Genomic DNA, 20,097 nt, shown 5'->3' on the forward strand with positions numbered 1-20,097 from the left:
CCATGGAAACGCTCACGCTTAAAGCACTTAGCTACCGGGCTTTCCACGGATACTACCAGGAGGAACGCGATAACGGCAATGACTTTGAAATTGATCTCACCTTTAAGGCACCTCTTCGGCAAGCTGGGGCCACCGATGAACTTTCTGATACTATCGATTACCAAAAAGCCGAAGAGGTTGTCTCGGAGGTAATGCATGGCCCCTCGGTAAAACTACTTGAGACGCTGGCTAAAAATATTGGTGACGACCTCTTTGAAACCCTTCCCCGGGTGCAAGAACTTACGGTTACCGTGCGCAAACTCTCTCCTCCGCTCAACACCGAAACTGCTCATTCCGAAATCAGCATGACATGGCAACGGTCGTAGTCGCACTAGGCTCCAACGTGGGAGACCGTCAACAACATCTTTCCGACGCCAAAGCTTTTTTGAGTGATCTCTCCGAGACTCCCATCCAGCACTCTGCTATCTATATCACCGAGCCGGTAGGCCCCTCAACACGCGATTTTTATAACGCAATAGTGGTACTCAACAGTACAATAGAACCGGAACCGCTTATCAAATCCTTCAAAAATTTTGAGCAAGAACATGGCCGCAAGGCGGATCACCCGCGGTGGAGTGCCCGAACCATCGATCTCGATATTATTTCGTATGACGACTTGGTGATTCAATCCGATAATCTTATCATTCCCCATCCGGAATACGACAAACGGATGTTTGTTTTAGAACCGCTAAAAGAGGTCATTCCCCTTTGGCAAGATCCCCGGACGGGTAGATCGATAGCCAAACTTATTACTGAGGCTGACACCCTCCGAGTTAAAAAATCCGATTTACGTTGGTAAACTATGGACAACCAATTTGAATTTATTGCGATAGAAGGCGTTATAGGAGTCGGCAAAACTTCGCTAGCAAAACTGCTAACCGAGCGTCGTGATGCACGGCTGGTACTCGAGGAGTTTGATGAAAATCCTTTCCTGCCCAAATTTTATAATGACCGTGAACGGTACGCCTTTCCCACACAGATGTCGTTTCTGGCCAGCCGCTTTAAGCAGCAGCAAGAGATGCGGAGTAAAGATCTATTTCAGCAGCTTACCATTTCGGACTATATTTTTGAGAAAGACCGTATCTTTGCCCGGCTCAACCTTGACGACGACGAGCTTTCGCTCTACGATTCCATCTTTAATATTATGACTGGTATCTCGGCCCGGCCCGACCTGGTCATCTACCTGCAGTCTAATGTAGATAGGCTGATGGCGAACATCCGCCAACGCGATCGGCAATATGAGCGGCGTATTTCACGTTCTTACTTGCAAGAGCTGAGTGATGCGTACAACCATTTCTTTCATCATTACAATAAATCACCCCTGATGATCATTAATACATCAGAGATCGATTTCGTAAGTAATGAAAAACACTTAGATTATATAGAAGAACAGATTTTCGATCAGCCTATTCGAGGCAACACACACATTCATATCATTCCCGATTAGCAGTTCATGTTTTTACGTACCCTTTTATTTATAGTGGTGATCTATTTCCTGGTGAAAATCATCAGCCGCTTATTTTTGTCATCCGAAAAGCAAAAGAAGCGCCGCGGGCCCAACGCTTTTATCCGCATGATGCAGCAGATGGCCCGACAACAGCAGCAACAGCGCCAGCAACAAAACAGATCAGAAACCGATCCTGACAGCAATAGTGGCAACGGACCACAGCGTTTTGAGCAAATTGAAGAAGCTGAGTTTGAAGAAATTACCGAAGAAGAAAAAACCGGCGACAAATCGTCTGATTAAGCCCCAAACTTTGCTTATCTTTGGGGGCAGCATCACAGATTAGATAAATTTTATCACCAAAATTAACTTGAAAGTAGTTTTTACGCATGAATTTTGAAGAACAGCTCGAAGAAGGATTAGCCCTATTGCACGAAGGGGATTATGATCACGCCCTCGATATTTCGCACCAACTCCAGAAGATGGAACCTGAATCGGCCGACGGTTACCACCTAGAAGGCATGGTATTTCAGAAGCTTAACCAGTGGGAAAAAAGCATCGATGCCCTGGACAAAGCAGTAGAACTGGAAGACCAGAATAGCGGCTATCATAATCTTCGTGGATTTGCAAACCTCCAGCTCGAAAACCTGGACTTGGCTATTGAAGACTTTGAAAAGGCCATTGACCTGGACGACTCTCCTGCTGCACATCGCAATAAGGTGCTGCATATGATTATGACGGATAAGGGCAATAAAGCTATTGAGTACCTGCTTAATCGTATTAAACAGAACCCCAAGGATGTGGAAAACTGGATTCTGATGGGCGACCTGATGCAGCGAGCCGGACAAGGCGCCAAAGCACGCACCTATTACGAACAGGCCAGTAAGATGGACCCTGAAAACGAATATGTGAAGAATCAGCTGGAAGAGATGCAATAAATATAGACAAATGGTTTGCCCCCCTCGGCCTATGCCTTAAGGGCGGGGCAAACTTTTTGTTTTTTCCACTTTCAATTTCAGTGGAAAAAACACTATATTTGAAGCCGTTGAAAAGCGCTCAGCTAGAAGCATTACCGAGCGCTTTTAACATTTTAATTTTGACCTGCCCTGGTGGCGGAATTGGTAGACGCGCTGGCTTGAGGGGTCAGTTCCCATTTTGGGAGTGCTAGTTCGACTCTAGTCCAGGGCACTTTTAAAAGGGCAATATTAGCCGTAAAGTGTTGGCTCGCAAGAGTTAAATACTTTACGGCTTTTTTATTTGCAGAACCAGTCTCTAATTTACTCTCCTATTACTTATTTCTCCTATTGAATACTGTGGCCACTCTGAATGTTAATATTTTAATTATTTTAGCGAATCAACCAATTATTCAGCGCTCAAATACTCTCTTGGGCACTATAGGATATAGTATTATAGCCGTAACTTATTGGTGCTCAACGCACTAATGAGTTGCGGCTTTTCTTTTGGTAGAACAAATTGCCAAAAAAGATGATGGAATAGTTTTATTTCGGAAAACTTCCGTCTGGATTTAAACTCCATGCACTATAAAAGCTTCGGATTAATTCTTTGTATTCAGGACTTTCCTTTACATCTGGATAATTTTTCCCAAGTCTGCGTAATCCATCCATAGCTCCAAAATATTCCCAATCAGTTGGCTCGATCTCTTGGTATGTTTCGATCGCTTTCTGTGTTTTCCCAAGGCCCCAATATCCCCATGCCAGATAACGGGGAGCTACGTTGGCAGTCTCAAGCTTGTTAAGATAATTCTGAGCCGCAAGTGTGTCTCCTTGGGTTGCTGTGATTTGTACCAGATAGGCATTAAACCAATGTCTCATAACTGTTTCCAAATTTTCTTCTGCTAGCTGTTGGGCTTGTTCATATTGTTTTAGGTCCATAAGCGCGCGTACCTCACCACCAATCGCTACGGCATGTTCAAGTCCCATCTTTTTTTGAAGGCGGGCCTCTTCAAGGCTTTTCTCTGGTTTTCCTATGGAATTGTAAGCATCGTAAAGCAAGTGGCGGGCCCGAGTATGTTGTGGGTTCAGCTCGGTAGCAATTTTAATATGATTTAATGCCTGCTCAGGGCGCATAATCTTGTAATACAATTCACCAAGCAGATGGTGAGCCTCCCAATAGCTTGGTTTTAGCTCGACAGCTTGTTCAAGTTGTTGTCGTGCTGCTGGAGCGTTCATATTTTTAAGCTTTACATGGCCCATAGAAGTATGTGCCTCAGCTAAATTAGAATTTAATTCCAAAGCTCTCTCGGCCGCTGTTTCTTGATCAACCGGCAAAAAAGAAAGAGTATCAGGATGTGTTCCATAGTAACTTGCGGCGGCATCCGCCAGGCCTGACCACGCCAGAGCAAAGGTTGAATCTATCTTGATCGCGTGATGAAAGTAGTCTACCGCTTTTTTTACATGTTCATCTATCCCATATGTCCGTTGGGCCAATTCTTGCCGACCTTGAGCATAAAGACGGTACGCTTTAAGATCTCCCGATGGTGCACCCGCTATCCGATCCTGTTCTCCTGCAGAGAGTTCTGCTTGCAGAGCATTGGCTATTTCTCGGGCAATAGCACCCTGAATGGCAAAAATATCCTCTGCATTTAGATCGCGTTGATAGGTGTCCGCCCAAATGTGGGTATCGGAGGAGGGATCAATAAGCTGCGCGTTAATTTGTACTTTGGAACCACCTTTTTGCACATTTCCTTCCATAATCCATTTAACACCTAAGCTATCAGCAATGGCAGGAAGGGTTAATTCGCTTCCTTGGAATTTTTCGACAGATGTTCTAGATATTACTTTCAGGTCAGAGACATTAGCCAGTCGGGTCAATAGATCGTCGTGGAGACCCTCTGCCAGCGGCAAGGGCTCATTCCCTCCGCTTACGCTTTTTAGCGGCAAAACAGCAATAGAACGGTCGGTAATCTGTTGCGGATTGGCAGATTTGGAATTCGCCGTTGGTTCCATCGTCAGATACCACCAACCACCAAATAAAATTACGACTACAATGACAATACCCACCCAAAAGTACTCATCGTTGGGATTTTTTGCGCCATCAGTTTCACTTTTCGTTTTTTGCACCCCGTCCGGCGTTACTTCAAAAGCCCAGGTTAATACCATTGCAATTGGGAATCCCAGCAGGATCAACGTGATGATCATCTTCATAACCCAGGCAGGGGCGCCAAATGTATTGGCAGCAATGGAAGCTATCTGTACCAGTACCCATCCCGTAATGCTATAGACCACTGCTACTCGGTAGATGTTGCGCCTCTTGAGCTCTCTAAAAAAAGATTTTATTCCCATAATCTAGGGTAAGTGGACAATTAGTATTGCACATATGCAATTTTACAGATTTTGTCAGCCATTGTTAAACACACAACCTATTAGCGGTATATAAGAACACCTCAGGAAATAATTGACTATTGGCGCTTGAAACCCTGAGCCCATTCTTTAAATCCGGGATAATCCGCTTCTAGCTCTTCAAGCACCTTTTCAGACTCTATTTTTCCAATACCACTCGGAAAAACTTCTTTCATCGTCTTAACAAAAGATAGTCCATGTTTTTCTACCAATGGATTTGCCTTGATCTCAAAAGCTGACTGATACCAAGCATAGTTACTAACTCCTACCTTCACATATCGTTTTTCAAAATCTTCCAATGTATAATAATGAGGCTCATACCCTTCTTGTATAGCGTGCCCCGTGATATCCCAAATTTCCGCCATTTCTGGCCGTTCTTGGTACATATACAGATATGAAAAATAGTTGGCCATTAATTCATTAAACCATAAGGCTGGCTCACCAATTCCGTAAGCATTCTTGTAAACATGACCCAATTCATGTAGGCTTACTAAATCCACCATGATTCCTGAAATTTCCTCCCATGAGTACCCGGTATTTTGAATACGTTGCCGGAGATTTTTTGAAAAGTTGTTTTCCAGGGAAACCATAAAATCATATACGGTTCCATCCCCAATAACAGGTAAGACCGCAACCGGAGGATCTTTATCATTCATACCACTAACATGAGGAAGTCCGTATGGTGATGAACTAATTTGGATCCAATCCAGTGAATCTACAAGGGCCAAGTGAAAATGTTGCTCTATCCCCAATTCTTTTTTGAAAAATTGAATAGCGTCATTCAATAAAGGGCCGAGCTTTTCGGCTCGCTCTTTATAACCGGGCTTATAATGTACCACAACACCCTCCCGCACTGTTGGCAGATCAAGTGATTGCACTTTTGTAAGCACCGTTCGGTTATCCCCTTGATTGTTTTCTTGTGCAATGGTAGTGGTAGAAAACATAAAGAATGCTATTAGTGCCGATAATAAACCTGCTCTCTGACAAATATTCATAACGTTGATAACTATAATTTGATGTTTTTTGAAAGACCAACTTAATAATAACTAATAATACTGACCACTTGTTAGCCTTTTAAGTGATAATTTAGCGTATTTTCTTGCTTAATTAATAACTTTATTGCGTTCAAGAATTAGTACGTAAATTACTATCATCACTCTTCACACACTCTCCTTCACAATCCCAATTTCCTCCTCCAACTCGCTGGTGTCAGCTTTGAGTTCTACATTGACGGTGAGAATTTGATCGACGTTTGATTCAATTTTCTTTTTTGTATTATCATCTGCTTTAGCAATCGGAATATTACTTACATGCTGCCGGAACCATCGCATTCTACCACCTTTATCAGGATCACCTAATACGGAAGAAACGCGCTTGTAGTAGTTAAATACAAGTTTAGAGTTGAGGATGCCCAATACGTATTTGTCAGAGGATGGTATAAAATAGGCCGTGTTAGTTAGGTAATAACCTTCTGTATCTAATGTAAACCTTCTTTCTTTGGCAATATCAGGATAAATTATTTTAGGCTTTTCAAACTCATTATAATAATCGCATGCTCTTAGTTCCCAATAATGATCGCCTTGCTTTATGTTGATATCGATATTGGGCAGGACTTCTAAAGCCTGGTAGTCGGTATCTTTACGGTAATAAGCGTGCTTGAGGAGCTCGATCCACAATCGCAGTCGGCAAATATTTACCGAGTTGGGATTGATATCTACCCCGAACAGACAGTTTTCAATCAGAATATTCTTTTCACGGATTAGGACTCTTTGCAGGCGCTGGGTATCGCTGCCCACACTTCGCTCGATGTCACCGGTTTCTTTCCAGTCCGAGGTTACCCGGTACTCAAAAAAGGTAACCAACCTGAGGTATTATCCATTAGGGAAAATAAATCAGCAGAAGAAGAATATCCGGCATTTATATTAACCTGAGCAAACACCTTTGCACTCTTGTTTAGTGCCAGAAGCAACAATATTGCTAAAATTTTTGAGCTACGCGATAACAGGATTTTAAATCGGGACATATAAAGTTTTATTAGATGAGTTGTAGAGTATACCCCGGAATGAAGATTCGAAAATAAGCCGAAATAATTATTTATAGTCAACCTTCATTAAAATAGAGACCAGATATTCCGAAACTATTTTGGGGGGATTAAAAGCAAGGGTCCCTACTCCAGAGTACTCTTATTAAAGCCTGTTATTCACGGGATCGGTCGTCGACAGCAATAGCCTGTTTAAGCTTTTCAACATCCTGCTCCATTTTAATAATGGTAGCCCCAAAGCCTGATATAATAGAAGTAACCGTAAAGCCCAACAGTCCCGTCATCACAAAATAGATATAGTCATCCTGCGCAAAGATACCTTGCTCTACCATTTTAACCCCGACATAAAAGCCGGCAATTGTTCCAAATATTATAAGCAGGAATAATCCAGCCTTAAACATTAGCATTAAAAACTTCATAGGGTTTAACCCTCCTTTTATTTGTGATTAGATTTACTTCTTAAATTCTGATCATTAATATCAATCCTTTTAAATACCCTTTTCTTTGGCATGGAAAGAAGTTTTCGCCGGATTCCACGGATCCTCGTAAGAAGTCTTGTAAAAGAATTCTTGTATATAAGCTATGGTGCGGACAAAACGAATATAATAGCCCGTATAAAGGGTTGATAGAGGTACAAGCATCAATAACCTAAGCTTATCCTTCACATGGTCTCTTAACACCAGTGAAGCAAAAAATTGAATATAGTTTGAACACGTATAAAAAATGTAATTAACCGGAAAAACAATCACTATTAGCTTCGGCATATTTATAGCGACATCAATCAAGTATATAAACCAGCCGAAATTTAAAACTAGATTATAAAAAATATTCTCCCAAGAAGAGAGCATATTCCGCAATGAAAAATTACGATTCAAAGCGAATATATCGCCGTGCTTGCGAACCCTGAACCGTATTAGAGACTTACTCCATCGCAATCTCTGTTTCGTCAAACTATTAAAATTATCAGGCACATTTGTCAGACAAAGGGCCGTAGGCTCAAAGTATATTTTATATCCCATCTTTCGAATCTTAACAGTGATATCCCCATCGAGCCCGGGACCAATATCCCAGCCGCCAACGCGCTCAATAACATCGGCCCGAAACGCCCCGTGCGCTCCAGAAACGATTCGTAAAAGCCCCAGGTACGACAATACCAACCGCCCTACCGATATGGTAGCCATATACTCTATGGTCTGTAAACTTGTACAGATAGAATCATTGGTATTTCGGACTCCCAGGTTACCGGCAACAGCACCAATATCATCGTCATAAAAGAATGGAACCAGTAAATTTTCGATAGCATTAAAGTCTAACGAGCTGTCGGCATCCAGATGAACAATAAATTTACCTTTTGCAAACCGCAGACCTGTATTAGCGGCAGAGGCTTTTCCTCCTCTTACTTCATTACGTATAAAAAGATCAATCTTACCCTGTCGCTCTAATCGCCTGCCGATGGCTAACGAATTATCTTCTGAGCCATCATCAACAATAATCAGTTGTATGTTGCGATAAGTCTGTTCTTCAAGGGTTCTTACTAACTTGTGATAGTTTTCCCCTTCGTCTTTTCCCGGAACCAGTACAGTAACTAATGGCTGTTCATTCCAAAGCTTATTTCGAGCATTATCCCACGCATCTTTTTTAAAATTTCGATGCAGATGGTAAATAGCCAATATAACCAGATCAAGTACAAGATATCGTGGTACTTCCACAAAAAAGAAGAACCAAAACATGCGCACAAGCTTGTCAGAGGACATTGAAGTCCAAAAGTTGACGAGGTCAGCTATTTCCATATTATGATTTCAATTGTTCTCAATGACTGCAAAAAACTGGTGATAAGATGATAACTTTTATTCAAATCCACTGGTAGCAGCTTGCTCACCACCTCGTGTTAATTCATAACGATATATTGTCTGACTATTCAGGTTTTCAATCTCCATATTGGTATTACAGTTCGTACACCGAGCCTTAATAATCACATCTTGAAAGGTATCCCCGCATTTTAAGCAAAAATATATTGCAGAAGGTTTGTCATAATCTACTCCAATATGTTTCAATGTTTTTTCGCATTTAGGGCAAATCAAATTACCGGGTTGCTCCTCAGATTCAAAATCTGAGACGGGACCAACGTAAGCACAAGGGAAATGATGCACAAGATCTTCTGATCGGAGATGAGAAGAATCGCAGTTTGGACATACCTCTCTGGTTAATAAAAAAGAATTATTACAGTTATAACACTGGTATGTCCTTTCCAGAAATTCCTGCGTTAGTAATCCCCGTTCCACTCCAAGTTCTAATACTTTCAGAGCTTTAATTTGTTCGGCCGGTTCAAAGTTTTCGCTTAAGACGGGATAGTAAAAACCTAGTTCATTCTCATTAGTCAATATTGGAGAGAGCTTCTTTTTTTGCCTGGTATACATAAACTGCAGTAGTTTTAGCAGTGTCACTTCATTATAAGATAGCACACTGCTTTTTTTGTTGGACTCTATCTGCTGTATAACCCGCTCAATCGACTTTTTAAACCGATCAATATCAAATGGTTTAGGCAAGAAATCAGCTACACCAAGCTCGAAACCATCAACGGCATATTCTCTTGCCCCCGATACAAGGATAACAAACGGTGTTTCCTCGAGCGTTTGTAGATATTCTAAACCTGTAACCTCCGGCATCCGAACGTCAAGAAACATGATGTCTACTTCATTACTTTTAAGCAGCTCATCGGCCTCTTTTGCATTTTCAGCTTTACCGACCAATGTTAAATCAACTCTTAAATCCTTCTTACTTTTCTCAATCATAGCCGTCATGAATTGACGAAAAGTAGGGTCGTCATCAACTATCAAACAATTAAGTTCCATCTTTATCAGATCTTTAAGTTAGCCGAATTATCTACCTCAGTAACCCATTCGAAAACAGTTTATCGGAAACCAGCACTTTATGTTATTTCAACGGATTCGTCTATGTCCTTGGTTTTCTGAAGTCTTTCCAGAATTTGCCGTACCTTTTCAATGATCCCACCCAAATTATCTAACTCATCAATTACCTTATCAGCAGAAGCCCTGGTTAAGTCGGTAGTAATATCTGCCCGATCATATAACAATACGACCTTTAAAAAAAGGTCTGATTTTTCCGCAGACCTAATAGCATGTATTAATCGTCTTGTTAATTGATCTTCACTACAGTCTATTATGATAATATCAGGGTTTTCGAGATACGAGAAATCTATTTTCTCATCATCTTTAAGAATTAAGAAGTTAATACCTTGTCGTTCAAATACTTTACCGTGAGAGTACTCCATTTTACAAAGCGAGTTGCGTTACTTTTACACTTTTACCAAAATAGTTCTGCCACCTGTTAATTGCCATGGAATCATCACGGACGGGGCGAATAAGAGCCCTGATAAACATCGTTCTACCCTCAATCGGATCAGTAGAAATGCCGGAAATCCTTTCTTCGGACCCCTCGAACCGGTGTATAATGCCAGTGTCTGATTGACCATCCGGAAATTGTACCGTTACCTCTTCACCGATACCAAGATCCTTGACTTGCTCGAAACTAAAGTAGGCTTCCACAAAAATACTGTCAGGCTTGTAGATGGTCATAACTGTATTTGAACCTGAAACCACCTCTTCTGGTTCCGAAGCAATATCAGATATTATTCCGCGGATGGGGGCCCGATAAAGACTTTTACTATAGTTGATATTGGCAATTGAAAACTCACCTAATTTCTGCCCCTTTTTGTTAATTAATTCTTCTCGTATAGTGGGTATTTGATTACGCTCGGTTTGAAGCAGTGAGATTTGGTCTTCCAAAAAATTTATCTGTTCTGTCAAGGTGAGGGCTTTTGAGTTTAGTTCTTGTAACTTTGTAGTATACGTATCCAACTTATCTCGCGTATGCAATCCCAAATATGTCTCCCTGTGAATTCGTTGTACCCTACTTTGGTAAAAGTTGGCCAACTTCTCTGCTTGGTTACGTTCAATCCGCTTAAATTTCAGATCTCTGCTTGTAATGCGAATTTGATCTTCTATTTTTTCACGCTGCTGCTGACGTTTTTCCATACCCTTGTTACTGCCAAAAAGCCCCAGGTTATCCATGTCATCTCTGCTTATATACGTAAACAACGAATCTTCAACCGATATACGATCTCCTTCATTTTTATAAAACTCAAGAAGTTTAACATCCGTAGGAAATCGAACTTTTACTTTAGCCGAACTAACAAAACCATTTGCTGTTATAAAGAAAAAAGTTGAATAGAGATACCTTCCAACAAAGAATAAGACTAATACCGTAATCAATATATAGATAATCTCATCCCAACGAACGCCATCATCCGTAGAACGGGTAAATTCTTGACTACCCCCAGTCTTAGCATTTCCTTTTTTAAAGTCCTGACTCTTCATTTACTGGTAATTAATTACCTCGTCATCCAGCTCTATAAGCCCACCGAGATCCTGTATCGATATTCGATTAAACATTAATCTCTCACTAACTTCTAACATAAAAGCCTCAAAAGCTACCCTATCTTTAAAATCACCCGTTCTTAGGGCTAAAACCGTTTCTATGCCCGACAATCTACGTTCATTTTTTGTGCTCTCGCTTATCTTTTCTGGCGAATCAGTACCATATGCCATTACATAGAGATCATCTATGTAGGTCTGTATCCTTTCTAAAAAATTATTGTCATAAGTAACAGGAACAGATACCCCTAATTGTACATTCAGGGCAGATAATAAACTTTTTGTTTGCTGAAGCAAATCTATGTAGTTGTTTTGATAAAACAACATTTTTTCATCCCAATCTTGAAATGTGTGCGGTTCAACATCTAAATGAAGCCCGTCATATCTCAAGGTATCTATCTGAGAAACATAACTATTTAATTTATCAATCCGATCTTTATTTATGAGTGAATTAACCCCAGCCAACAAATGCACCTTTATATCATGCTTGTGCATAGTACTTATGAAGCTGGCTACTTTTCCCGATTGCGTTGCAGTTTCATCAGCAGAAAGCAACACCTTACTAATTCCATTATTAATAATGTATTCAGTAAGAAAGGAACGCCTATACTTGTTAAATGTCTCAGACCAGACATACACACTGCGATTAAAACCATACTTTTTATATAATTCTTTTTGCCCTACAGCATCGACCAGCTCTGTTACTGGTCTATTGTCGACATAAGTATAGATTTTGAGCAGTTTGAGATAAGCACTCTGTTTGATATCAATAATCTGAAGTTTAAGATCGAAAAGATCATTTATATGAGCCCATAGCATTGGGATATTAAAGTTTGGGTCCCCAATTTTCCATCGAGTGCGATCTTTTCTGATTTTTTCTTCTGTATTTCTAAGCTTCGATACCGCCTCCAGGTATCTCCTGAATATATGCTGGTAATCGTAGTAATGATTTAAAACCTGCTTTCTTGTGGTATACTGCTCCTGTTTATTTTCATATTTAAGCCTGTTTTTCTTTGCCTCAATAAGCTCTTTATTGCTACTCACTCCCAATGGCAAGGGCAAGCGCAATTGCAATCCTGCCGACATATATCCCCTATCTCCCTGGGTACCGCTTCCTGAGGAGAGTACCGATCCAATGCCATCGTAATATGTATAGTCTACCGACAGATCTAAATTAACATCTCTCCAAGCGGAGTGTTCGCTTTCAATATTCTCAACTTGTAACTGGTATATCTGCTTTTCTTCAGCTGATTGTCTTACCCCTTGAAGAAGCTGATCAATCCTGATCTCAAGCATAGGCAGGTCTGTGGCAGGATCGATTTCAGTAAAAGAAATAGTATTAAGGGAATTGTAATTATTATAACTTTCAATCTGCTTTTTAGTCTTCTCCAGGTTCGACATTATATTAAGCACGTTTTCCCAATTTATGGACTTCGCATGATAAAACTGACGGGCGTGCTTAGTTTGCTTTTCCAAAATAGTTCGCACCTTTTGGAGCAGATTTATTTTTCGCTTATTAAAAAGTTCAATGAACGCATTATACTGCTCGCTGTAGATCTCCTCTTTTACTGATTGCTTCTCTTTTAATTGATTGCTTTTAACCTCATTTTTCAGTTGTGCTACCTTTGCCCGATGCTCAAGTAGACCGCCACCTAAAAAATCCCATTGTATCCCTGTCTGGGCCCTTCTGCGATAACTTATTCCGGAACCAATAACCAACCCCTGGCCAAAGTTTTCAGAGAACGAGGATGCCATAGAAACACCAAGCTTATCCTTCTCATTCTCTATTTGTGCATTGAGCACTCTCCGATCATGATCATACGAGCTTGTTTTCTGAAATTCTTGAGAAAATATCTTTTCTACATTAGCTAATGAATTGTCCGTCGAATCTTTTTCTGATAGTAAACCAGACGACATGGTCTTAAACATATCTCTAACCAATGAATCAGACGAGCTATACTTAAATGAATTTCTACGATATGTTAGGCCGACCAAGAGATCATTAGAAAACCGATCTTGATAAATTTCTGCTTTCAGCTGTACAGTAGGAGCTAATGTTATTAATACAGCTAACTCACTCTCACCATTATATGTAACGTCAATATTTCTAAAAGGGTACTGTACCTCCTCAATATCAACAGTATCCACTTTCCGTACCGGACTATTAAATTTTACCCTTATATCCCTAAAGTTAACTTGTTCAAGCTGATAAGAATCAATTTTCTTAGAAAGGTGTAACCGTACTACAAAGCCTCTACCGTCTTGCCGCTCAGCAGTCGAAACTTTTTCTACTCTTGATTGGCTGTTCACGTTTAAGGCAACAGCTAAAATTAAACCAATAAATATTAGTCCAAATTTAGTACCATCAAACATGAAAGTAATTAGGGATGTCAAAGTTAGTGGTCAAAATACAAATTTCTATAATAAAGCCTTAAATTTAAAAATCCGAATATTGTTCAATTAAATAAGATTAATACTACATGAATGAACTCTGTATAGCGGAAGCAGGTCATTGGTATCATACCATCTTTAATCGGTAATAGTGATGATCCTGTTATCATGGGTACTATATGCACTTCTGGTACCGATATTATATTTCTGTTGGTGTTCGTTTGCCCTAGCTCGTACCAATTGCCACTTGTGTTAATTGTTCTAGGCTTGGCCTTTACTTTAATAAAGTCAATGTTCCCCAACATAAAACCAACCCCTTAACAAAATTTTGGTTTTGCCGATAACCATAGCAGACCTAATAACTGCTATTGAAAAAAACTGCAGGATGAATAGAGCCCCAGCAACAGCATTACCGTCAAGGAGACCTCAACATTATAATACTAATCATTACTACAGTATCACTTTCCCCAGCTCCAAAATTTTGTTTTCAACTTTAACCATTAACCACTAAACCGGGCATGAATACATTCCAAAACTATTGGTGTTCTGCCTGTGAATTGAAAGGTTCTTCAACCTGCACATGGGGAGATTTCTTTTATCAAATTGGTACCTACCGGTTTACTATCCCGAGAGGAGCCGGGGTGTGCTATAATTGTAACAGTATTACCGCAGTAGAAATACTGCCTGAGTATAAAATACTGCACAAACAAGCTAAACAACAAAAAGACAAATCAGTACCCACCTCTTATCTTGAAGAACAGCTTGAATTGGCAAGCTTGTTAGAAAACAGGGAGTCCATTGCACGATGCCTGGAATGCGGGAGTCATGATTTTCAGCTCATCCCTAAGATTGAGACCGATCAGGGGCTTCCAACTCTTAACATTCCTAAAAGAACAACCCTTATTCACAAAAAATGCGGGGGCAGAATCTTTGTTCGTCAACCGCTTCTTCATATTGATGATCACAACCGGAAAGAACGATTTTACACCAAAGAGGGTATCGAAGTAACTTATAACACCCATCCTACCTTAAGATTTAAACGGATATTTGGACGTAATAATTGATGAAGCCAGACCTGCCTCTAACAGTGAGTTGTACCGTCTGCACTACACATCAATTATTTAGGAAAACATGGTACTGCCCACGCCTTTTACTGAAGACTTTTCAAATTGCAGCTCAAAGGTAGTCCCGTTATCAGTCTTAAACGCCCCCTCCCCGTCTAACTGTGAAATCAATGTATTGATCAGCTGCATCCCGAGCGTTGAGGACCTTTGCAAATTTATACCATCAGGTATTCCTTGGCCATCATCATTAAACTCTAAGTGAACCTCGTCGCCTTTATCTTTGGCTTTGATTTTTATCATTCCATTATTTTCGGTAAAAGCATGCTTAAGAGCATTGGTGGTTAGCTCATTTACAATTAATGAGCAGGGAAGTGCTTGGTTGATATTCAAATCAATAGACTCAATATCATATTTAACACTCACATCGCTGTCAAAAGTATCAAGTATTCTTTCAACAAGACGCTTTACCGTTTTCTCGAAGTCAAGATTAGAGAAGTTTTGCTCCTGATATAATATTTCATGAGTGGTTGCAATGGAATTTACACGAGTCTGACTGTCTTTAAGCTTTCGCTCCAGCTCATTGTTATCACTCCCCATTATTTCTAAATCCATGAGGCCGGAAATAACCGCCAGGTTATTTTTAACTCGGTGGTGAATCTCACCGAGCAGCACTTCCTTTTCTTTTAATGACTTCTGTAAATCCTGCTCCATTTTCTTACGTTCTGTAATATCGGTTGAAATACCAAAAATACAATTTTCATACTGGTCTACACCTTTCAAAAGCATCTTTGTTGACAAAAATGTTTTTACCTCTCCATTTATATTGATCTCCTCTTCAAACCGAACCGTATTTCCCGTTTCTCTAACATATTCATCATTTTTCTGAACCTTCCGCCCCTTTTCCTTGTCCAAGAGCGATTCTCTTTGTTTTACAAAATCTTCTTCATCTCTCAAGCCAAAGAGTTTAAAGAATTTTTCATTTGCAAACTTCAAATTACTTTCTTGGTCCTTGATGTACATTACTGAATCCGATTGGTCAATTATGGCCTGTAACAGGTTTTGGTGAATTTCGGCTTTTCGTTGAGCTTCAATAACGTTCGAAACATCAATACCAATGCCGAGCACGCACTCTTCTCCTTCCATTACTACTTTACTAGCTTTAAATAGCAATGGAGTCTTTTCACCATCCTTACCCTGAAGGCGCCCTCTCGCTTCCACATATCCCTCTTCAATAACTGTTTCTATAACTTTCGACATCTTCGGTTTAGCCTCCTCCGCAAAGAAATCTATCGCATTCATCGATGCAATTTCCTCACTCGAATAACCGGTGACTTGCTTTACATATTCATTCCAGCGGATCATAGCACCGTCCGTATCAAAGATGAAGAATGTGCCCGGTAGTTTCTTTGTAATTAGATCAAGGATCTGCTTTCTTGACTTTAGTTTGGTTTCAATATCTTTTTGTTTTGTAACATCATTTGCAACAATGAGCTTGCACTCTTGGTCTTCAACGCGAATAGAACATCCTTTTTCATGGATGTAAATAACATCTCCATCCTTTGTATTATGCTTCCATACCCCCGATTTTTCAGCTTCATCAACTTCGGATTCAAGAACCTGCGGCAATTTAATATTATCTTCTCGTGAGTGCAGATCCTGAACAGTCAAAGAAAGCATCTCTTGACGCGAGTAGCCATACAGAGAAAGAGCCGCATTATTAACATCTATTATTTCAAGCGTGTTAACGTTATAGATCCACATTGGGCTGGAATCATCGCGGAAACAGATTTCTACATTGTTGAGGGACATGTGTGATTTTAAATTTCAAACTTCTGAAATAGGATATTCTATTTACAAAGTATAAAAATATCTAACAAAACAAGACTGGCCATCAATTGTTACCTGAGAGTCAGGTACCATAGTTTTGGCGACCTCTCTTTAAAGGTCACAAACTTTATGACTACAACGGTCATCTACTGCAAAAACTATGATCATAATACTTAAACGACTCCCGACAGTATGATAATTAATCGATTTGGAAACGATATCTCACTACTGTTATTAAAACAGACATCTCTAAAAGTTAATCAACCTATTGCTTCCCAAAAGAATATATACTTGGGTAACAATAGGCTGAATAACTAATAAGTTTTAAAATGATATCACTCAGGCGGAGCCATAAATGCGGGACGTACTGGATCTTGGACCGTCTCCTCTACAATAGCTTCAATCTCCTCCAGCTGTTGTTGGCTTAGCTGCCAGCCCGCAACATCCTCAAATGTTACTTGCTCCGGGCGACGCGCACCCCAGATGGCCGAATCTACACCTTTATCTAAAATCCAGCGTACCGCTAAACTAAGTACGCTCTTATCCAACTCTTTCGCTGCATAACCCTTTAGCCTTTCAACGGCCTCAAGGTGGTTTTTAAAGGTCTGCCCCTGGAACTTTGGATCAGCATTTCTTCGCAGGTCCCCCTTCTCGAACTCATAACTTTCATCCATCTTACCGCTAAGCAGTCCCCTGCAAAGGGCGCCGTAGGTCAGTAATGAAATATCATGTTCGTTGCAATATGGAAGCAAACCTTGTTCAATACCCCGCTCAAACAGATTGTAAGGAGGCTGGGCTACATGGATGGGGGCATATTGCTGAAACTCTTGCATCTGCTCCACCGAGAAGTTTGACACTCCTATCGCTTTAATCTTTCCGCTATCCAGGAGCTGTAACAAAGTGTTTGCTGTTTCCCTAAAGTCGGTCTGCAGATCGGGCCAGTGAATTTGGTAAATATCGATATAATCGGTCTCCAATCTTCGTAGTGAATCATTGAACTCTTTGAGGATTCGTTTCCGCGAAGAGTTACGCTGTACGTTTTCATCATCATCCCACTCCAAGCCAAACTTAGTGGCAATCTGCACCTCTTTCCTGTTACCAAATTCTTTAACTGCCTGGCCCACTAGTTTTTCACTCTTTCCGAATCCATAAATGGGAGCCGTATCTACTGTGGTCACTCCCATTTTTAATGCTTTAAGTACCGTGTCAATAGACTGTTGCTCGTCGGTACCACCCCATTGCCATCCGCCAATGGCCCAGGTGCCCAATGTTATCCTGGATATTTCAAAATCGAGATCACTTACATTAGTGTATTCCATCTGTGATATCTAATATTTGGATTTGATTAAATATTATGTACTGCCTCCGGTAGTATTTAAGAATATTCTGCCACTATATCTATTTACGAAATGCGGCTCCCCCCAATCGTTGTAACCGATATCCGTAACTACCTGATTCCCTATAAATTCCTTTTTATTATTCATTTGGCCTAACATGCTTATAGCGTAGAAACTTTCGACTCGACACCTTCGAAAAAGGTCATATCATCCGCTGAATAAAACTGCTATTCCTACATAATTGTACAATTTAAAGCTTAGAGAGCATATAGAGAAGAAACAACTAGCTGTTTCTACTTTGAGAAGCCAACACATATAGGAAAGCTCATTTATCAGATACCCTTATGCTTCGTAGCTGGTTGTCTTGGTTATTAATTTTTAACATCTGTAACAACTACACTCACCCTCTATCTTGATATTGGCATTATTGCTAGCAAAATTGATGATAAATTATGGATGACTCCCATCAAATAGTCAGAGAGATATTATCTGAATATCAATACAGCTTACCCTCAACTAAACCCGATTGGCCTAAAAAAATATCACGTGCTGCTCAGTATATTAATGAGCATATTTATGACCAAAGCTTAACTGTTAAACAGATTACGGGACAATGTTTTTTAAATGGTTACAATTTCTCAGAAAATTTCAGGCATTTTCTACAATTATCGCCCATCAATTATATCACTACACATCGATTAGAATCGGCTAAAAGACTCTTAAAAGACCATAGACTTAAACAGGTTCCGATTGTAAGTATATCGATGCATGTAGGTTTTAAAAGCAACTCTGCCTTCACAACAACTTTTAAAAATAAGATTGGCATACCACCTTCAGTTTGGAGAAAAGAAAATATGGCTTCCACTTAAAATTTTGAACTAATATTTGAAGTCATCAACAAAACAGATATACATATTTCATTTAGCCAATAAGATTTACTGAGCATAATAAATACCTCTTTTATGAAAAACATATTGGGTACATTTCTGCTTTTCCTCTGTTTTATACAAAATAACGTTGAACTACCAGCAGCACATGAATTTAACACCAATTGTGAGACGAGCTTTAAGATGCAAAATGAGGAGAGTACAGCCCAATTAAAGTTCAACTCATCGGACGGTAACTTAATAATTTATTGTGAGATCAAGAATGTGAGTGCAGGAAAATACAAATTACTGCTTGCCGACTTTAAAGTCGACAGCAGTGTAACAGCCAAACAGGTCAACAATGAGAATAGCCAAGAAGTACTAGAAATCATTGTTAAAAAAGATAAGGGACGTACCGTACGTCAAGACCAATCGCGGCAATGTAAAGATGTGAAAAAATTTAAATACCGAGCCTTAATTGTAAAACAAAGAGATGCTAATAAAGATGTTGTGTTCCATAATTAACACAACCTATTCACTAAACCAAACAATGAAAAACTAATTCTAAAGGGTAGAATACTATGACTGATAATAAAATTAATATATCTGTTTTGGTTGTAGCTTTAATACTCGGGGGACTGAGTCTATTGGCACCAACTGATGCAGAATCAAAAATGGCAACCGGCAATTATAGTTATGTTTGCTGTGATGCATCAGAATGTTCTGATGGCGATGAATGCAGTGGAGACGGCTCTTTTCAATGCTGCAGTGATAATGTTCAGATACAATATCTATAAAAAACAATAAATTTATTCTAAACAGAATAAGACTATGGAAAATACTAAACCTCGGTGTAGCCTTTCTTACCATATTAGCGTTCGTAGTTACGGCAATGGCGTGGACTATTCCTACTACAGCCAATGCTCGGGTAGACGTAGAATATGATGAAGTGTGCTGCGGCGGTGATTGTAGCTATAATCGCTGCCTCAATTATGGTGACAACCAATGCTGTATCGATGTTGAATTTCAACAGGTAAATTGAGAGCTATAAAAATAGACCCTTAAAAATGCCCCTCCAGTAGGTTTGGATGGGCACATTCAATTATTATGGAAACAATTAAAAAGTTCATCAAACTATACTACTTCCATTTTATTGCTTTAGCTTTAATTTCCGTATTGGCCTATTCAAACTTTAACCAAAGGCAGGAGATAGAAACAAAAGATGCGAAGATATCTCTATTCTTTGAGAACCATTCTTATAATCAATCATTATCG

Annotated in this window: 21 protein-coding genes, 1 tRNA gene and 1 pseudogene; 11 read left to right on the forward strand and 12 right to left on the reverse strand. The window is 39.8% G+C overall.

All coding sequences use genetic code 11. The features are described from left to right. Nucleotides 1-2: 2 nt before the first annotated feature. From folB to FCN14_RS13105, 6 genes are all read left to right on the forward strand, one after another. On the forward strand, nt 3-365 hold the full coding sequence (gene folB, locus FCN14_RS13080; protein ID WP_138431741.1) for a dihydroneopterin aldolase: 363 nt from the start codon (nt 3-5) through the stop codon (nt 363-365). Further along, a complete protein-coding gene (folK, locus tag FCN14_RS13085; RefSeq protein ID WP_138431742.1) occupies nt 350-838 on the forward strand; it encodes a 2-amino-4-hydroxy-6-hydroxymethyldihydropteridine diphosphokinase in 489 nt (162 codons plus the stop codon). Before folB ends, folK begins: the two co-directional genes overlap by 16 nt. Nucleotides 839-841: 3 nt before the next feature. Further along, the gene (locus FCN14_RS13090; RefSeq protein ID WP_138431743.1) at nt 842-1,486 is read left to right on the forward strand and encodes a deoxynucleoside kinase; all 645 of its coding nucleotides are present in this window, start codon (nt 842-844) and stop codon (nt 1,484-1,486) included. A gap of 75 nt (nt 1,487-1,561) precedes the next feature. Next, the gene (locus FCN14_RS13095) at nt 1,562-1,786 is read left to right on the forward strand and encodes a hypothetical protein (protein ID WP_138431744.1); all 225 of its coding nucleotides are present in this window, start codon (nt 1,562-1,564) and stop codon (nt 1,784-1,786) included. 86 nt (nt 1,787-1,872) lie between these two features. Beyond that, on the forward strand, nt 1,873-2,421 hold the full coding sequence (locus tag FCN14_RS13100; protein ID WP_138431745.1) for a tetratricopeptide repeat protein: 549 nt from the start codon (nt 1,873-1,875) through the stop codon (nt 2,419-2,421). A gap of 165 nt (nt 2,422-2,586) precedes the next feature. Beyond that, a tRNA-Leu gene (locus FCN14_RS13105) sits at nt 2,587-2,671 on the forward strand. A 311-nt stretch (nt 2,672-2,982) separates the two neighbouring features. On the opposite strand, the gene FCN14_RS13110 is transcribed toward FCN14_RS13105, so the two are convergent. The 10 genes and pseudogenes from FCN14_RS13110 to FCN14_RS13150 all read right to left on the reverse strand — a co-directional run bounded on the left by FCN14_RS13110 (nt 2,983) and on the right by FCN14_RS13150 (nt 13,710). Next, nucleotides 2,983-4,785, reverse strand: coding sequence for a hypothetical protein (locus tag FCN14_RS13110; RefSeq protein WP_138431746.1), 1,803 nt, complete (start codon nt 4,783-4,785; stop codon nt 2,983-2,985). Nucleotides 4,786-4,901: 116 nt separating this feature from the next. Further along, entirely contained in the window at nt 4,902-5,837 is a 936-nt protein-coding gene (locus FCN14_RS13115; protein ID WP_171032929.1) for a hypothetical protein, read from the reverse strand. Nucleotides 5,838-6,002: 165 nt separating this feature from the next. Next, the gene (locus FCN14_RS16120; RefSeq protein WP_434084071.1) at nt 6,003-6,437 is read right to left on the reverse strand and encodes a TaqI-like C-terminal specificity domain-containing protein; all 435 of its coding nucleotides are present in this window, start codon (nt 6,435-6,437) and stop codon (nt 6,003-6,005) included. Continuing rightward, nucleotides 6,411-6,629, reverse strand: a pseudogene (locus FCN14_RS16125) (Eco57I restriction-modification methylase domain-containing protein); the annotation flags it as partial. The pseudogene FCN14_RS16125 and the gene FCN14_RS16120, both read right to left, overlap by 27 nt. 409 nt (nt 6,630-7,038) lie before the next feature. Beyond that, the gene (locus tag FCN14_RS13125; RefSeq protein WP_138431749.1) at nt 7,039-7,302 is read right to left on the reverse strand and encodes a hypothetical protein; all 264 of its coding nucleotides are present in this window, start codon (nt 7,300-7,302) and stop codon (nt 7,039-7,041) included. A 69-nt stretch (nt 7,303-7,371) separates the two neighbouring features. Then, entirely contained in the window at nt 7,372-8,673 is a 1,302-nt protein-coding gene (locus FCN14_RS13130; RefSeq protein WP_138431750.1) for a glycosyltransferase family 2 protein, read from the reverse strand. A 57-nt stretch (nt 8,674-8,730) separates the two neighbouring features. Then, nucleotides 8,731-9,735, reverse strand: coding sequence for a TackOD1 domain-containing metal-binding protein (locus FCN14_RS13135; protein WP_138431751.1), 1,005 nt, complete (start codon nt 9,733-9,735; stop codon nt 8,731-8,733). A gap of 77 nt (nt 9,736-9,812) precedes the next feature. Then, nucleotides 9,813-10,175: a hypothetical protein gene (locus FCN14_RS13140; protein ID WP_138431752.1), complete on the reverse strand. Its 363-nt coding sequence runs from the start codon at nt 10,173-10,175 to the stop codon at nt 9,813-9,815. Nucleotide 10,176: 1 nt separating this feature from the next. After that, complete coding sequence (locus tag FCN14_RS13145; RefSeq protein ID WP_138431753.1) at nt 10,177-11,280, reverse strand: HlyD family secretion protein; 1,104 nt, start codon at nt 11,278-11,280, stop codon at nt 10,177-10,179. Next, on the reverse strand, nt 11,281-13,710 hold the full coding sequence (locus tag FCN14_RS13150; RefSeq protein WP_138431754.1) for a TolC family protein: 2,430 nt from the start codon (nt 13,708-13,710) through the stop codon (nt 11,281-11,283). 536 nt (nt 13,711-14,246) lie between these two features. Between FCN14_RS13150 and FCN14_RS13155 the strand changes: the two genes are divergently transcribed. Then, on the forward strand, nt 14,247-14,792 hold the full coding sequence (locus tag FCN14_RS13155; protein ID WP_138431755.1) for a hypothetical protein: 546 nt from the start codon (nt 14,247-14,249) through the stop codon (nt 14,790-14,792). Nucleotides 14,793-14,849: 57 nt separating this feature from the next. On the opposite strand, the gene FCN14_RS13160 is transcribed toward FCN14_RS13155, so the two are convergent. Together FCN14_RS13160 and FCN14_RS13165 are read right to left on the reverse strand one after the other, a co-directional pair. Next, on the reverse strand, nt 14,850-16,601 hold the full coding sequence (locus FCN14_RS13160; protein WP_138431756.1) for a PAS domain-containing sensor histidine kinase: 1,752 nt from the start codon (nt 16,599-16,601) through the stop codon (nt 14,850-14,852). Nucleotides 16,602-16,954: 353 nt separating this feature from the next. Beyond that, nucleotides 16,955-17,938 carry an aldo/keto reductase gene (locus tag FCN14_RS13165; RefSeq protein WP_138431757.1) on the reverse strand — a complete coding sequence of 328 codons (984 nt, stop codon included), beginning with the start codon at nt 17,936-17,938 and terminating at the stop codon, nt 16,955-16,957. 470 nt (nt 17,939-18,408) lie between these two features. Here FCN14_RS13165 and FCN14_RS13170 point away from each other — a divergent pair, with 470 nt between their 5' ends. The 4 genes from FCN14_RS13170 to FCN14_RS15810 all read left to right on the forward strand — a co-directional run bounded on the left by FCN14_RS13170 (nt 18,409) and on the right by FCN14_RS15810 (nt 19,864). Next, nucleotides 18,409-18,825 carry a helix-turn-helix transcriptional regulator gene (locus FCN14_RS13170; RefSeq protein WP_138431758.1) on the forward strand — a complete coding sequence of 139 codons (417 nt, stop codon included), beginning with the start codon at nt 18,409-18,411 and terminating at the stop codon, nt 18,823-18,825. Between the two features lie 93 nt (nt 18,826-18,918). After that, on the forward strand, nt 18,919-19,347 hold the full coding sequence (locus FCN14_RS13175) for a hypothetical protein (RefSeq protein WP_138431759.1): 429 nt from the start codon (nt 18,919-18,921) through the stop codon (nt 19,345-19,347). Nucleotides 19,348-19,403: 56 nt separating this feature from the next. Next, on the forward strand, nt 19,404-19,619 hold the full coding sequence (locus FCN14_RS13180) for a hypothetical protein (protein ID WP_138431760.1): 216 nt from the start codon (nt 19,404-19,406) through the stop codon (nt 19,617-19,619). A 95-nt stretch (nt 19,620-19,714) separates the two neighbouring features. After that, nucleotides 19,715-19,864, forward strand: a complete 150-nt coding sequence (locus FCN14_RS15810; protein WP_171032930.1) for a hypothetical protein — start codon at nt 19,715-19,717, stop codon at nt 19,862-19,864. Nucleotides 19,865-20,097: the final 233 nt, after the last annotated feature.

The sequence above is a fragment of the Fodinibius saliphilus genome (assembly GCF_005869845.1).
Taxonomy (GTDB): Bacteria; Bacteroidota; Rhodothermia; order Balneolales; family Balneolaceae; genus Fodinibius; species Fodinibius saliphilus.

Coding starts and splice junctions, on each gene's coding strand:
- folB (WP_138431741.1), top strand. CDS start 3: ATGGAAACGCTCACGCTTAAAGCACTTAGCTACCGGGCTTTCCACGGA.
- folK (WP_138431742.1), top strand. CDS start 350: ATGGCAACGGTCGTAGTCGCACTAGGCTCCAACGTGGGAGACCGTCAA.
- FCN14_RS13090 (WP_138431743.1), top strand. CDS start 842: ATGGACAACCAATTTGAATTTATTGCGATAGAAGGCGTTATAGGAGTC.
- FCN14_RS13100 (WP_138431745.1), top strand. CDS start 1,873: ATGAATTTTGAAGAACAGCTCGAAGAAGGATTAGCCCTATTGCACGAA.
- FCN14_RS13110 (WP_138431746.1), bottom strand. CDS start 4,785: ATGGGAATAAAATCTTTTTTTAGAGAGCTCAAGAGGCGCAACATCTAC.
- FCN14_RS13115 (WP_171032929.1), bottom strand. CDS start 5,837: ATGAATATTTGTCAGAGAGCAGGTTTATTATCGGCACTAATAGCATTC.
- FCN14_RS13125 (WP_138431749.1), bottom strand. CDS start 7,302: ATGAAGTTTTTAATGCTAATGTTTAAGGCTGGATTATTCCTGCTTATA.
- FCN14_RS13130 (WP_138431750.1), bottom strand. CDS start 8,673: ATGGAAATAGCTGACCTCGTCAACTTTTGGACTTCAATGTCCTCTGAC.
- FCN14_RS13135 (WP_138431751.1), bottom strand. CDS start 9,735: ATGGAACTTAATTGTTTGATAGTTGATGACGACCCTACTTTTCGTCAA.
- FCN14_RS13140 (WP_138431752.1), bottom strand. CDS start 10,175: ATGGAGTACTCTCACGGTAAAGTATTTGAACGACAAGGTATTAACTTC.
- FCN14_RS13145 (WP_138431753.1), bottom strand. CDS start 11,280: ATGAAGAGTCAGGACTTTAAAAAAGGAAATGCTAAGACTGGGGGTAGT.
- FCN14_RS13150 (WP_138431754.1), bottom strand. CDS start 13,710: ATGTTTGATGGTACTAAATTTGGACTAATATTTATTGGTTTAATTTTA.
- FCN14_RS13155 (WP_138431755.1), top strand. CDS start 14,247: ATGAATACATTCCAAAACTATTGGTGTTCTGCCTGTGAATTGAAAGGT.
- FCN14_RS13160 (WP_138431756.1), bottom strand. CDS start 16,601: ATGTCCCTCAACAATGTAGAAATCTGTTTCCGCGATGATTCCAGCCCA.
- FCN14_RS13165 (WP_138431757.1), bottom strand. CDS start 17,938: ATGGAATACACTAATGTAAGTGATCTCGATTTTGAAATATCCAGGATA.
- FCN14_RS13170 (WP_138431758.1), top strand. CDS start 18,409: ATGGATGACTCCCATCAAATAGTCAGAGAGATATTATCTGAATATCAA.
- FCN14_RS13175 (WP_138431759.1), top strand. CDS start 18,919: ATGAAAAACATATTGGGTACATTTCTGCTTTTCCTCTGTTTTATACAA.
- FCN14_RS13180 (WP_138431760.1), top strand. CDS start 19,404: ATGACTGATAATAAAATTAATATATCTGTTTTGGTTGTAGCTTTAATA.
- FCN14_RS15810 (WP_171032930.1), top strand. CDS start 19,715: ATGGCGTGGACTATTCCTACTACAGCCAATGCTCGGGTAGACGTAGAA.